11 protein-coding genes are annotated in these 13,038 nt (G+C 64.4%); 5 read left to right on the forward strand and 6 right to left on the reverse strand.

All coding sequences use genetic code 11. The features are described from left to right. Positions 1-36: 36 nt before the first annotated feature. Positions 37-2,415, reverse strand: a complete 2,379-nt coding sequence (locus RBA40_RS03440) for a DNA polymerase II (RefSeq protein WP_306645985.1) — start codon at positions 2,413-2,415, stop codon at positions 37-39. A gap of 307 nt (positions 2,416-2,722) precedes the next feature. On the opposite strand from RBA40_RS03440, the gene RBA40_RS03445 reads away from it, so the two are divergent. Together RBA40_RS03445 and RBA40_RS03450 are read left to right on the forward strand one after the other, a co-directional pair. Continuing rightward, on the forward strand, positions 2,723-3,493 hold the full coding sequence (locus RBA40_RS03445) for a polysaccharide deacetylase family protein (RefSeq protein WP_306645987.1): 771 nt from the start codon (positions 2,723-2,725) through the stop codon (positions 3,491-3,493). A 260-nt stretch (positions 3,494-3,753) separates the two neighbouring features. Then, entirely contained in the window at positions 3,754-5,289 is a 1,536-nt protein-coding gene (locus RBA40_RS03450; protein WP_306645989.1) for an MBL fold metallo-hydrolase, read from the forward strand. A gap of 62 nt (positions 5,290-5,351) precedes the next feature. Here RBA40_RS03450 and RBA40_RS03455 read toward each other — a convergent pair whose 3' ends face one another. Together RBA40_RS03455 and RBA40_RS03460 are read right to left on the reverse strand one after the other, a co-directional pair. Beyond that, positions 5,352-5,783, reverse strand: coding sequence for a GNAT family N-acetyltransferase (locus tag RBA40_RS03455; protein ID WP_306645990.1), 432 nt, complete (start codon positions 5,781-5,783; stop codon positions 5,352-5,354). Positions 5,784-5,821: 38 nt separating this feature from the next. After that, positions 5,822-6,715: a LysR family transcriptional regulator gene (locus tag RBA40_RS03460; RefSeq protein WP_306645992.1), complete on the reverse strand. Its 894-nt coding sequence runs from the start codon at positions 6,713-6,715 to the stop codon at positions 5,822-5,824. A gap of 70 nt (positions 6,716-6,785) precedes the next feature. Between RBA40_RS03460 and RBA40_RS03465 the strand changes: the two genes are divergently transcribed. After that, the gene (locus RBA40_RS03465; protein WP_306645994.1) at positions 6,786-7,205 is read left to right on the forward strand and encodes a DoxX family protein; all 420 of its coding nucleotides are present in this window, start codon (positions 6,786-6,788) and stop codon (positions 7,203-7,205) included. A gap of 12 nt (positions 7,206-7,217) precedes the next feature. Further along, complete coding sequence (locus tag RBA40_RS03470) at positions 7,218-7,925, forward strand: glutathione S-transferase family protein (RefSeq protein WP_306645996.1); 708 nt, start codon at positions 7,218-7,220, stop codon at positions 7,923-7,925. 68 nt (positions 7,926-7,993) lie between these two features. On the opposite strand, the gene RBA40_RS03475 is transcribed toward RBA40_RS03470, so the two are convergent. Together RBA40_RS03475 and RBA40_RS03480 are read right to left on the reverse strand one after the other, a co-directional pair. Further along, complete coding sequence (locus RBA40_RS03475; protein ID WP_306645998.1) at positions 7,994-8,428, reverse strand: hypothetical protein; 435 nt, start codon at positions 8,426-8,428, stop codon at positions 7,994-7,996. A 51-nt stretch (positions 8,429-8,479) separates the two neighbouring features. Then, positions 8,480-9,115, reverse strand: a complete 636-nt coding sequence (locus tag RBA40_RS03480) for a response regulator transcription factor (RefSeq protein WP_306646000.1) — start codon at positions 9,113-9,115, stop codon at positions 8,480-8,482. A gap of 138 nt (positions 9,116-9,253) precedes the next feature. Between RBA40_RS03480 and RBA40_RS03485 the strand changes: the two genes are divergently transcribed. Continuing rightward, complete coding sequence (locus tag RBA40_RS03485) at positions 9,254-12,268, forward strand: sensor histidine kinase (protein WP_306646002.1); 3,015 nt, start codon at positions 9,254-9,256, stop codon at positions 12,266-12,268. Between the two features lie 4 nt (positions 12,269-12,272). Here the strand turns inward: RBA40_RS03485 and RBA40_RS03490 are convergent, their stop codons facing one another. Beyond that, positions 12,273-12,875: a Dps family protein gene (locus tag RBA40_RS03490; protein ID WP_306646004.1), complete on the reverse strand. Its 603-nt coding sequence runs from the start codon at positions 12,873-12,875 to the stop codon at positions 12,273-12,275. Positions 12,876-13,038: the final 163 nt, after the last annotated feature.

Raw genomic sequence — 13,038 nt, forward strand, 5'->3', positions numbered from 1 at the left:
AATTTAATGTGCATTGCATAGATTCGCGGGGCGGCGTCAGAACAGGGTCCGCTGCAAACTCGTGAGGCTGGTGAAATCGTCGCCCAGGAAGGGCAGGATGGCGTCCGCGATCGGCTGCAGCTGGCGCGTGACGTAATGGTCGTAGTCGATGCGCGAGCGCAGCGTTTCCAGCGGTTCGGGGCCGGCCAGGGTCATCACGTACTGAATCCAGCCGCCTTTCTGGTACTGCAGCGGACGGCCGTGCAGGCGGTTGAAGTCGTCCGCAAGGCGCGCCGCCCGCACCGGGGGCGGCGTGTTGCCCTGGTATTGCTCGAGCGGGCGGCGGATGCGCTTGCGGTAGACCAGCAGGTCATCGAAGTCGCCGCGCAAGGTGCTGTTGACGTACTCGCGCACGTAGTCGCGGTAGCTTTCACGCCTGAAGATGCGCAGGTACAGGGCTTGCTGGAACTGCTGCGCCAGCGGCGTCCAGTCGCTGCGCACTGTCTCCAGGCCCTTGAACACCATCTCTTCGCCGCCGTCGCCCTTGCCGACCAGCCCCGCATAGCGCTTCTTGCTGCCTTCTTCAGAATTGCGGATGGTCGGCATCAGGAAGCGCCGGTAATGCGTTTCATACTGGAGTTCGAGCGCGCTATCGAGGCCGAATTCCTGCTGCAGATGCTCGGTCCACCACGCATTGACATGAGCGACCAGCGCGCGGCCGATCTGGCCCGCCTGCGCGTCGTCGTGCGCGTGCTTGAGCCAGACGAAGGTCGAATCGGTGTCGCCGTAGATTACCTGATAGCCGCGTTCCTCGATCAGCTCGCGCGTACGGTGCATGATCTCCTGTCCGCGCAGGGTGATCGAGGAGGCCAGCCGCGGGTCGAAGAAGCGGCAGCCATCCGACCCGAGCACGCCGTAGAACGCGTTCATGATGATCTTGAGCGCCTGCGACAGTGGCTGGTTCCGTTCGCGCTTGGCCGCCTCGCGCCCCTGTGCGATCTGGCTGACGATGGCCGGCAGGCAGTGCTTCTCGCGCGCGAAGCGCGCACCCCAGAAGCCCGGCACGGTGGCGCCGCTGTCGTCGCGCAGGCCTTCGATCAGGCCGACCGGATCGATCAGGAAGGTGCGGATAATCGAGGGATACAGGCTTTTGTAGTCGAGCACCAGCACCGAGTCGTACAGGCCCGAACGCGAATCCATGACGTAGCCGCCCGGGCTGTTTTCGCCGGCGACATCGCCCAGGTTCGGCGCCACGTAGCCCTGGCGGTGCATGCGCGGCAGGTACAGGTGCTCGAAGGCGGCCACCGAGCCCCCGCTGCGGTCGACCGCCAGCCCGGTGACGCTGGCCCGTTCGAGCAGGAAGGGCAGCAGCTCGGTCTTCTCGAAAATGCGCGTGACCAGTTCGCAGTCCTTGAGGTTGTAGTGCGCCAGCGCCGGCTTGTCTTCATTGAAGCGGCGTTCGATTTCGGCCATGCGCTGGTAGGGATTGTCGATCGCCTTGCCAACGCCGAGCAGGGTGCGCGACACGTTTTCGAGGCTGAAGGAGGAAAAGCGCCAGGTCGCCGATTTGAGCGCGTCGATGCCGTCGATGATCAGGCGCCCGGCCGCGCCGGCGAAGAAATGCTGCTGCGTGCCGTGTTCGCGCCATTCCATCGGGCTGCCGTCGCGCCCCAGGCGCAAGGGCACCTGGCAGCGCTGCGCGTGCTTTTGCAGCACGCGCAGATCGAACTGCACCACGTTCCAGCCGATGATGGCGTCCGGGTCGTGCGTCGCGAGCCAGGCATTGAGGCACTCGAGCATGTGCGCGTGGCTGTCGCAGTAGTCGAGGGCGAAGTCGAACGCGAAGTCGTGCACCTTGTCGCTGCCGTTCGGCGGCCCCAGCATGTACACCTGGCGCTGGCCACAGCCTTCGAGCGCGATCGAATACAGCTCGCCGTGCGAGGTCGTCTCGATGTCGAGCGAGACCAGCTGGAGGCGCGGACGGTAAGCTGGCGCTGGCTTAAGATGGCTGCCCAGCACCGCGCCCGCCTGGCCGCCCTCCGGATCGTCGTGGAACCAGACCGGCGCCGTGATGAAGCGTTCCATCAGGTAGCGCTCGGGCGGGCGGATGTCGGCTTCGTACACATCGATGCCGTAGTCGCGCAGGCGCTTTGCCTGCTTGAGCAGCTGGCGGTAATGCAGGCAGTACAGACCGAATACAGGCCGCCGCTGGAAGTCGACCAGATCGAGCTCGCGCAGTTCGCACCCGCGTTCGCCTTGCAGCAGTGCGGCGACCCGGGTGCGCCACTGCTCGGGAATGAATGCCACCGATGGCTGCGCCGCCAGGCGGATCTGGCGCGGGCCTTGGTCCGTCGCCAGCCAGAAGTCCACTTCCGTGCCGGCGGCGGTATCGCGCCAGTGTCGGGTCAGAAGAAATCCTTGCTGCGGTTGATTCAAGTGACTACCTCTGAAATCCTGATGGGACGGGTGAATGTGCGCTGTTTGCAGCGTGCCAGTTGCCGGACGGCTCCGTATACTAAGCGATGTGGGGTAACTGCATAAAGTGCTGCAAGTTTCCTCGAAGGGCGCCCGCTCCATTGGCACGCGGCCCGGCCGGCGTGATTATTGTCAAAGCCGCGATAACGCACATCACGATAATAAGAGCCAGTCTCGGCAGATCGGGCGACGTGACCGCGTTGCCGGGCGGGCCCATTCCGGCGACCACTCTTACCGCGCACCGCGCCCCCCTCCAATGAACACTGTGATGAACAGGCTGTACGCCGACTATGTCATGCCCTCGCGCCTGCCGTTGTACGAGGATTTTATTCGCGCGGCGGGCAATGCGGGGTATGTGCAAACGTCGGTGCGCCAGTATGTGCATGCTTTGCGCGAACAGGGCCCGCGCCCGCAGCAGAAAGTCGTTGTTCACCGTCACGACATCGATACCGACCTCAGGACTGCAAGAAAACTATTCGAGATCGAGAAGAAATATGACATCAAGGCCAGCTATTATTTTCGCCTTTCCACGCTCGACTTCGCGCTGATGAACGAGATCGAGGAGTATGGCAGCGAGGCCAGTTATCATTACGAGGAGCTGGCTACGTTCGCCAAGAAGCACCACATCAAGGACCCCGCTGTCATTCAGGCGCGGCTCGGAGACATTCGCGACGATTTCGCCCGCAATGTTGGTTCGATCGAGGATCGTTTCGGGCGCAAGCTGACCACCGTGGCCAGCCACGGTGACTTTGCCAACCGCCGCCTGGAGTTGAGCAATACCGAGATTCTCAAGGACCGCGCATTGCGCGAGCGCTGCGGGATCGAATGCGAGACGTACGACCGCTCGCTGCTCGACAACATCGACATGTATATTTCCGACCGCCCATTTCCGCAGTATTACCGCCCGCTCTCTCCATTCGATGCACTCGGACAGTACGCCAGAATCTGTTTTCTGACTCATCCAAGGCAGTGGGAAACAAACTGGATTGAAAATACCCGGGACAACCTGTTTCGTTTGTATGAAGGCACGACCTGGTAGACGCATCGAACGCCAGTCGGCAAGGTAACGAGCCGGTCCACGCGGGATCCATTCCGTTGCGCAACCGTCTCCCACCGGTCACCGTTCCGGACATACGGCGCATGGATTCATATCAGCATTGGCATTAAGCCCGATCAGACAGCGATCTCAGCAACCTCCCCGGACTTATTCCTCATCAAGCACCGGCGTGATCGCGCGGACCACACTGGCTTGTCAGCGGGGACGTCCGTCCCCCGACATACAACCTTGAGACACTGACTATGAAAGCAGACTTCACATTTTTGGGGCATGCCGGCTTCCTGATCGAGACCGATCACGAGATCCTGCTGATCGATCCCTGGCTGAGCGAGAACGGTGCGTTTTTCGGGAGCTGGCATCAATGGCCGCCGAACAGCCACTTGCTCGGCATGGTGCAGCAACGCTGCGCCGACCGGGTGCTGAACATTTTCCTGAGCCATGCGCACCAGGACCATTTCGACGCATCGACGCTGCGCGCCTTGTCCAACCATCCGCGTTGCACGGTATTCATTCCGAACTATAAAGACAAATATCTGCTCGACACGCTGCGCGGCATGCAGCTCCACACCGTCGAACTGTCCGAGGGCGCCCAGGCGGGCAGCGGCATTCGCTTGCGGGTGTTCATCGATGATGGCGGCATCAATCAGGATGCGGCCTTATTCGTCAGCACGTCCGATTTCACCTTTTTCAATCAGAACGACTGCAAGATTTTTGACCGGTTGGCGAGGCTGAAACAGGAACTCGGCGACATCGACTACTATTCTGTGCAGTTTTCCGGTGCCAACTGGCATCCGGCCTGTTTCGAGATGCCCGCGGAGCAGCGCCAGGCTTTGTCCCGGCGAAAGGCGCTCAGCAAATTCCACAATGTCCTCGGTGGCGTGCGGACCCTTGCTCCGCGCTTCGTCGTGCCGGCGGCCGGACCGTGCTTTTTCCCGTTTCTCGATCCCGCACTCAGCCTTGGCAGCGGAACGATCTTCGTTCATCAGGACCAACTCGATCAATACCTGACGCAGAAAGGGATCGGCAACATCCTCTATCCGCGGCCGGGCGAGCGCATTGAAGAGGGCGCGAACCGGATTCCCATCGCCGCACCCACGCCCGCCGAGATCGCGTGCTACCGGGCGGCGCATCAGGACGTGTGGGAACACACCGCCGACACCTTCTCGGCGACGCGATTTGCGCACGTGCTGCAACGGCGACTGGACATCATCGCCGATATGGCCGTGCCACCGGATACGCCATCGATCGCGTTCAACTGGGGCCCCGGCGACGCCGACTGGCTGCAAGTGGACCTGGTCGGCAAGGTGCTTGTAGCGTCCCCCCAACCGCACTCACCCTGCATTGTCCTGCAAGCGAGCACCAAGTACTTTTCGCTGATGTGCGCGGAAGCGCGCTGGCAAGACCTCGCCTTGAGCCTGCGCGCGAGCCTGAAGCGGCTGCCGGACGTGTACAACACGGTCGCCAACATTTTCCTGTTCGCCGATGAAGCGAACCTGGCCGGCTCCCTGGAGCACAACTTCAACCTGTCGCAAGAACGCATCGTGATCGAGCACCTGGGGCGGAAATACGAGATCAACCGCTATTGCCCGCATCAGGGCGGCGACCTGGCTTACGCCACCATCGACGAGAACATGCACGTGGTCTGCCCGCGACACAGCTGGCGCTTCGACTTGCAGTGCGGGGGCATGTGCAAGTCGTCGGGCATGGGCATTGACGCGGTCAAACTTGGCGCAACGAGCGAGGACGACCTGGCCGCCGGCGCTCAGCCACCTGAGTGATGGGGTGACAAGAGGGGGGCGGGGACCCGGTCGACAAGGTCGAGGTCGGGGGCCTGCATGGTCTAGTCGATGTCGAGGTAGCCGCGTTCCTGCGCCAACTCCTGGTTTTCGAAAATCGCCATCGCCGTTTTCATGCGCCTGAATCCGAATTTTTGATAAAACGGTTCCTTGCCCGGCACCGCATACAGCAGGATCTTCTTGTGCCCGTGGGACAGCGAGACCAGCTTTTCGACGATTTGCTTGCCCAGGCCAGTGCCCTGGTATTGCGGCAAGACAGCAACGTCGCACACGTAGGAGGTGTCGACGCCGTCGGCCAGGGCGCGTCCCACGCCGACGATGCGACCGTCCTCATGCACGAAGCAACGGTAACGGCTGTTGGTGAAAACGATCTTCAGATTGGCGGCGCTCTTGTCGCCAAGCGGCGCGACCTTGTAAAGCGCCGACAGTTCTTGCCAATCGACTGCATCGAGCGAGTCGGTCCATTCAAGTGCCATGCGGTTCCCCCCAGTGAATTGTTTCGAAAGTTATCACATTAACGCAATTGCAAGTGTTCCGACAAGTGGCTGAACACAGCCGCGATACGCCGCAAGTACCTGGACTCCGTATGCGTCAGCATCCATAGCTCGGTCTGGCATTCGTCGAGTACCGGGCTCAGTTGCCTGAGGTCCGGGCGTGCTTGCGCCAGAAATAGCGGCAGTACGCCCACACCGAGACCCATGGCCGTGAATTCGGCCACTGTCAGGATGCTGTTGACGCGATAGCGCGGCGCGACCTTGGGAAAATGCCTGCGTCGCCACAATACCGACGGATGCTCGGGCATGGCGTCGTCCGGAGCAATCCATGCCAGCGATCCGGCGCGCTCGGGATCGAACTGCGTAAGCGCGCCATCTTTCGCCCCGAACAGGGCAACCCTGATCGGCCCCACGTGCTTGCCCACCACATGCGGCGGGGGGCGCTTGGTGACGCGCAGGGCAATGTCGGCGTCGCGCTGAGTCAGGTTGGCCAGCTCGTTGCCGGTGTGCAGCTCAAAACCCAGCTTCGGGTGCAGTACGGCCAAGGGTTTCAGGGCGGGCGCGAGCAAGCCATGCAGGATCGTGTCCGTCGTGGTCAGCCGCACCGAGCCGGCAACCTCGTCAGGCTGGCTCTGCAGCAGCGCACGGGCGGCCTCGACCTGGGTCTCGATGTGTTCGGCATGGAGGGCGACCTGGGCCGCCATTTCCAGTGGCACGCAACCATTGCGCGAACGCTCGAACAAGCGTTGGCCCAAGCCCTTCTCGATGCGCTGGAGCACGCGAAACACCGTGGAGGCGTCCACGTTCAGCCGCGCGCCGGCCCCGGCGATGGTGCCGCCGCGCACCAGGGCAAGGATCACCTGCATGTCCGTCGCACTGAGTTGGTATTGCGTTTCTGCATTGGCCGTCTGCATGGTCGCCTATTTTCATTGCAAATTCGAATCGATATATTACCTGCATTCACTCATAAGGAAGGAGCAACCCGTGGAAACTGTATCCCACCAAAGCGCGGCCGCAAATGGCATTACCCTGCTGCGTATCAGTCTTGGCATCATGTGGATTGCCCACGCGCTGCTCAAGCTGTGGGTCTTCACGCTGGCGGGCACGGCTGCCTACTTTGCCAGCGTGGGCTTGCCATCCGTGCTGGCTTATCCTGTTTTTGCGGCCGAACTGCTGGGCGGCCTGGCGCTGGTCGGCGGTGTCTATGCGCGCCAGGTTGCGCTGGCGCTGACACCGATCATGATGGCTGCGGCCGCTGTGCATGCGGGAAATGGCTGGGTGCACACGAGTTTGAACGGGGGCTGGGAATATCCGGTCTTCCTGTCGGTCGCCTCTGTCGCGCTGTGGCTGATCGGTGACGGCGCGTATGCTGCCATGCGCAGCACGCGCTTTACCCTGCGCTGATCGGCTTGCACGATGAAGCCGACACTGACACTCATCAGCCACGCACTCTGCCCATACGTGCAGCGCGTCGCCATCGTGCTGGCCGAAAAGGGCTTGCCGTTCGAGCGCCGCGCTATCGACCTGTCGGGCAAGCCGGATTGGTTTCTTGCCGTCTCGCCGCTCGGGAAAACGCCGGTGCTGCTGGTCGATGGCCAGCCGCTGTTCGAATCGGCGGCGATCTGCGATTACCTGGATGACGAATACGAACCGAAAATGCATCCCCGGAACGCTCTTATCCGGGCCCGGCACCGGGCCTGGATCGAGTTCGCGTCGGCCACGCTGGCCTCGGTTGCCGGCCTGTACGGTTGCGCCGCCGACGACGCGCTGGCGGTCAGGTCCGAGGACCTGAAGGCAAAGTTCGGCACGCTGGAATTGGCGCTGGCCGGCAGCGAGCGCGCCGGCCCCTTCTTTTCGGGCCCGGATTTCGCGCTGGTCGATGCCGCGTTCGCGCCGGTATTTCGCTACGCCGACCTGTTCGGCCATCTTCGCGGCCTCAATTTCCTGGAGGCGATGCCCGAGGTCAGCCGCTGGCGCCAGGCATTGCAAGCGCGGCTGTCGGTGCGTAACGCGGTGGCGGACGACTACCCGCAGCGACTGCATGGGTTTGTGCTGGGTAAGCATGGCGCCTTGGCGCGCGCGCTGCTGTTGGCCCCTCCGCCTGCATCGGGGCGAGGCGCTTGAGGTTGGCGGTTGCCGCAAGCGGCTGGCGTCGACCGCGTCGGCAGGGCCCGATATCGCTTCGCCCGGTCTTATCCCAGCCGAGCCGGCGTGCCGGCGGACGGCTGCGGCAAGTGTCCCAGCGCCTGGCGTAGCGCGCCGTGCGCCATCGCAACCTCGGGTGAATCGTGCAGCAGGATCACATACTTGGCGCGGAAGGCGCTGCCGGCCGTGGTACCAGGTCCGACCAATTCCTCGATCTGGCCGCGCCAGCCGGCGATGACCTCGGTGCTGAGCGTTTCCGGCTCGTCCAACGCTTCGTCGAGCGCGGCCATGAGGACCGACATCGGCTGCAGCCACGCGAAATGCGGGTGATTGGTGATCAGCTGCAGGTGCTCCAGCGGGCCGCCGACCGCGCCGAAATATACCGTCTCCACGTCGATCAGCGCCTTGTGCACGGTGCGCAAGGCGCGCGGCACCGCCTGGAGGCCGATGCGCAGCGCGGTGTTGTCATTTTCTTGGTTCATTTTTGTTCCCGGGATCAAATACATTGAGATGGATGACAAACGCCCGTACGCCTACAGCGTCAGGATCCCGCGTCGCAGGGCGATCGTGGTGGCATGGGTGCGGTCTTTCGCGCCCAGCTTGGAGAGCACGGCGCTGACATGCGCCTTGACCGTTTCTTCCTTGATGGCCAGATGCAGGCCCACTTCGCGGTTGGAATTGCCGTCGGCGACCAGGCGCAGCACTTCCAGCTCGCGTCCCGACAGGTTGTCGGTGCCGAAGTAGCTTGCCATCTCGGCGGCCACTTCCGCCGGAATGTAGCGATGGCCGGCATGCACCCGGTGGATCGCATCGGCCAGGTTGAGCCGGATCGCGCATTTGAGCAGGTAACCAGCGGCGCCGGCGCCCAGCGCACGCGCAATGCGGGCGTCGCCCTTGTAGGTCGTCAGTACAAGCACGCGTGCGTGGCGGTCGAGCGCGCGGATGGCCAGCATGGCCTCGTGCCCGTCCAGCAGCGGCATTTGCAGGTCCACCAGGGTCACATCCGGGCGCAGGCAGCGGAAGCGCTCAATCGCTTCCTCGCCGTTGGCGGCCTGGCCGACGATCTCGATGCCGCTCTCGCTCGCCAGCAGCGCCGCGATGCCTTCGCGCAGCAGACTGTGGTCGTCGGCGATCAGGACGCGGATGGGACGGGCGGCTGCATGAGTCAAGGATAAACTTTCTGAAAGAAAATACCAGCGATCATGCCATGTGCCAGTGCCCGCCGCTTGGATCAGTTTGCTGTAAAAGTATTGCTGCACCGCCACAATCCCGTATCATGCTGGCATTTTTCGCAACATGGAGCTTTTATGACGGCATTTCGACGCTGGCAGCAGCGGGCGCTGGCGGCGCTTCTGGCGCTCGCAGCGGTGCTGCCCGCCACGGCCGCCGGTCCCGCCGCGACACCGAGCAACCCGCTGCCGCAAGTCAAACCGGCCCCGGCGCCGGCCCCCGCGATCACCCTGCATCACAGCAGCTGGACCGCGCGCGACGGCGCCCCGACCATCATTTTCGCCATGGCGCAGTCGCCCGACGGCTGGCTGTGGCTGGGGGCCAGCACCGGGCTATACCGTTTCGACGGCGTGAAGTTCGAGCGCTACGTGCCGCGCACTGGCAGCCTGGCCTCGCCAGGCGTGTCGGCGCTGCTGGCCCTGCCGTCGGGCGACGTGTGGATCGGCTACCGCAGCGGCGGCGTCGGGCTGCTCAAGGATGGCGCGCTGCGCCATTACGGCAGCGCCGAGGGCATGCCGCCCTCGTCGCCGCATGCGATCCGGCGCGACGCGCAGGGCCGCATCTGGCTCGCCAGCAAAAGCGGCCTGTTCCGGCTGAACGGCGAGCGCTGGGAAAAGGTGCCCGGTTTCGAAAAACTGGCCAACCAGCCGCAGGCGATGATGTCGGACAGCCGCGGCCGCTTTTGGGCTGGCAACGTCGAGACCGCCTTCGTGCTCGAACCGGGCGCGTCGGCATTTCGCCGCCTGCCCAATGTACTCGACCTGAGCGGCAATCTGATCGAAGCGCCAGACGGCACGATCTGGAGCAATGGCGGCCGCAACGACAGCCTGGAGGTGGTCGACCAGCAGCCGCTCGGCACGGCGCGTTTTCGGCGCGTCGGCGGGGAGTATTCCTCGCACATGCTGTTCGACGCCGAGGGCGAGCGCTGGCTGCTGCGGCGCGAAGGCGTCGAGCGCAGCTTCAGCGTCGACGGCCACGCGCTCACCCAGCGCCTCACGCCGCAGCAGGGTTTGAGCGGCTACATCGTGTTTACCGCGCTGGAAGACCGCGAAGGCAATATCTGGGTCGCCAGCAACAGCGGGCTGGACCGGTTCCGCCGCACCAAGCTGGAAGCCGCCGCCTTGCCGCTGTACTACGGCGGCGAAGCGCGCGCGCTGGCCGCCGCCGAGAACGGCGCCGTCTGGACCGACGGCTTCTTCGTGCCCGGCGCACGCTCGGTGCCGATTCCCGCGGCCGAGATGCCCTCGAACGGCATCGCCGAGCTGACCTGCCTGTACCGCGACAACGATGGAATTATCTGGGCAGGCGGCCATCGCGGCGTGTCCTACCTCGATGGCAAGACCTTCACCAAGCTGGTCACACCGCCCGACACCGAGGGCCGTCCGGTGCACGCCATCGCCAAGGAAGCCGACGGCACCATGTGGATCTCGTTTAACGGCGGTGGCGTCTACGAGCGCCGCGACGGCGAATGGCGCAAGGTGGTGCCGTATGCCGACTACGCCTCGCGCGGCGCGACCAGCGTCACCGCCATGGCCGATGGCCAGCTGTGGCTGGGCTACGTCGGCAACCGCATCGCGCTGCGCGAGCAAGGCAAGTTTCGCCTGCTCGGCGCCGCCGAGGGCTTGCAGGTGGGCGTCGTGTTCCAGGTGTACCGGCATGACAGCCAGACCTGGATCGGCGGCGACAGCGGGGTGGCGTACTTCGACGGCAAGCGCTTTCATCCGCTGCTGGGCGTGAATGATGAAAAATTCATGGGGGTGTCCGGCATCGTGGCCTCCGCCAGCGGCCAGTTGTGGCTCAATGGCAGCGAAGGCATCAGCGTGATCGAAGCCGCCGAGCTCAAACGTGCTGTAGCCGAGCCGGGCTATCGCGTGCGCTTCGTGCGCTACAACCAGGAAGATGGCTTGACCGGTACCGCACCGCAGATGGTGCCGGTGCCGTCGGCGCTGGCCGCCAGCGATGGCCGCCTGTGGTTCACCACCGCCAACAGCGTCGTCTCGGTCGACCCGGCCCGGCTGCGCCGCAACCTGCTGGCCCCATACGTGGAAATGCGCGGTGTGACTGTCGAAGGCCAGCATTATCCGGCGCGCGACGGTTTGCGCCTGCCGCCCGGCACGCAGCGCTTGCAGCTCGACTACACGGCGCTGAGCCTGTCGATGCCTGAGCGCGTGGCGTTCCGCTTCCGCCTCGAAGGGCAGGACGCCGGATGGACCGCCGCCGGCCCCGGCCGCAGCGCATTCTTTACCGGCATGGGCCCGGGCGAGTACCGGTTCCAGGTGCAGGCGTCGAACGAGGACGGGGTGTGGAGCAGCACCGGCGCCATCTTCCAGTTCAGCATCGCGCCGACCATCACCCAGACAGTCTGGTTCCGCGCCGCTTGCGTGCTGCTCGCGCTGGTGCTGCTGTGGGCGCTGTACCGCTGGCGCATGCGCCAGTTGGCTTCGCGCATCCAGGGCCGGCTGCAGGTGCAGGTCGACGAGCGCGAGCGCATCGCGCGCGAGCTGCACGATACCTTGCTGCAGGGCGTGCAGGCGCTGATCCTGCGTTTTCACATGGCGGCGACCAAGGTCGGGGCCCACGAACCGGTCAGGCAACTGATGGACAGCGCACTCGACCAGGCCGAGCTGATGCTGCAGGAAGGGCGCGACCAGGTACAGGACTTGCGCGCGCACGACCATTTCCAGGCGGACATGGCGGGCATGCTCGAACGCGAAGGCCAGCGCATGGCGGAGGAACGGGGCGTGCAGTTTGCGCTGAGCGAGGCCGGACGGGCGCGCGCGTTGCCGCCGCTGGTGGCGCACGAGGTGTACCGGATCGCGAACGAGGCGATGCTCAATGCCTTCCAGCATGCGAAAGCGAGCAAGATCGAGGTGGAATTGCTATACGAGCGCAAGCAACTGACGGTCGTGGTGCGCGACGACGGCTGCGGCTTGCCGGCCGAGGTGCTGCGCGACGGCGGCTTGCCGGGCCACTGGGGCTTGCCCGGCATCAGCGAGCGGGCCGAACGCCTGGGCGCGAACGTGCGCTGGACGTCGGCGCCGGGGCAGGGCAGCGAGATGCGTCTGAGCTTGCCCGGCACGCTGCTGATGTAAAGGCTCAGGCGACCTTGCGCGCCTGCGCCGCCAGGTGTTCGCCGATGAACCAGCTGTGCAGTTCATTGCTGCGCACCACCTGGCTGACGATCAGGTCGTTGCTGCCGTCGTCGCCCGCCTCGGCGCTGGCACGGGCCAGCGGGCGCGCTTCGATCAGGATGGTTTCGTGCGCGTCGAGCAGGCGCGCCAGCTGCGCCCGGGCCGATTCGCGCCCGCGTGGCGCACGGGCGATGGCCGATTCGCCGGCCACGTCCTGCGCCAGGGCGAACGCCACGCCGCCCAGGGTCTGGACGCGCTCGGCCAGGCTGTCCATGATCAGGACCTGTTCGTTGTAGTGCTTGTCGAACAGCAGGTGCAATTCGTAAAACGTGGCGCCGGAGGTTTGCCAGTGCGCCTTCTTGCAGGCATCGCGGATGGCCATGGTGTGCGCCAGCAGGCGGTTCAGCGCGCGCACGCTGGCCGAGCGCACCGGCGCATCGAGACCGATGCGCACGTCGGCCAGTTCGCTGAAGTCTTGCAGGATGCCGGCGCTGTGGAGTAACTTGTGTTCATGCTTTTTCCTTTCCGAGGACGATAAAGTCGCCCGAACGGGCCGGGCGGAGGGCACCGATTATGCGATTGCCCGGCCGTTTGGCGGCTATACGAAAGGGGTACATCAGCATGCGGCCGTTCACCGCACCGGATTGCTTACGCATCTTGACAAATCCCGCCGCGCTGCAATACCCTCGGCTGCCAGCGACAAGCGGTTTCGTCGGTGACGCCGATCGTGT

This window comes from Massilia pseudoviolaceinigra, from assembly GCF_030846505.1.
Classification (GTDB): domain Bacteria; phylum Pseudomonadota; class Gammaproteobacteria; order Burkholderiales; family Burkholderiaceae_D; genus Telluria_A; species Telluria_A violaceinigra.

Coding starts and splice junctions, on each gene's coding strand:
- RBA40_RS03445 (WP_306645987.1), top strand. CDS start 2,723: ATGAACAGGCTGTACGCCGACTATGTCATGCCCTCGCGCCTGCCGTTG.
- RBA40_RS03485 (WP_306646002.1), top strand. CDS start 9,254: ATGACGGCATTTCGACGCTGGCAGCAGCGGGCGCTGGCGGCGCTTCTG.
- RBA40_RS03470 (WP_306645996.1), top strand. CDS start 7,218: ATGAAGCCGACACTGACACTCATCAGCCACGCACTCTGCCCATACGTG.
- RBA40_RS03450 (WP_306645989.1), top strand. CDS start 3,754: ATGAAAGCAGACTTCACATTTTTGGGGCATGCCGGCTTCCTGATCGAG.
- RBA40_RS03455 (WP_306645990.1), bottom strand. CDS start 5,783: ATGGCACTTGAATGGACCGACTCGCTCGATGCAGTCGATTGGCAAGAA.
- RBA40_RS03460 (WP_306645992.1), bottom strand. CDS start 6,715: ATGCAGACGGCCAATGCAGAAACGCAATACCAACTCAGTGCGACGGAC.
- RBA40_RS03475 (WP_306645998.1), bottom strand. CDS start 8,428: ATGAACCAAGAAAATGACAACACCGCGCTGCGCATCGGCCTCCAGGCG.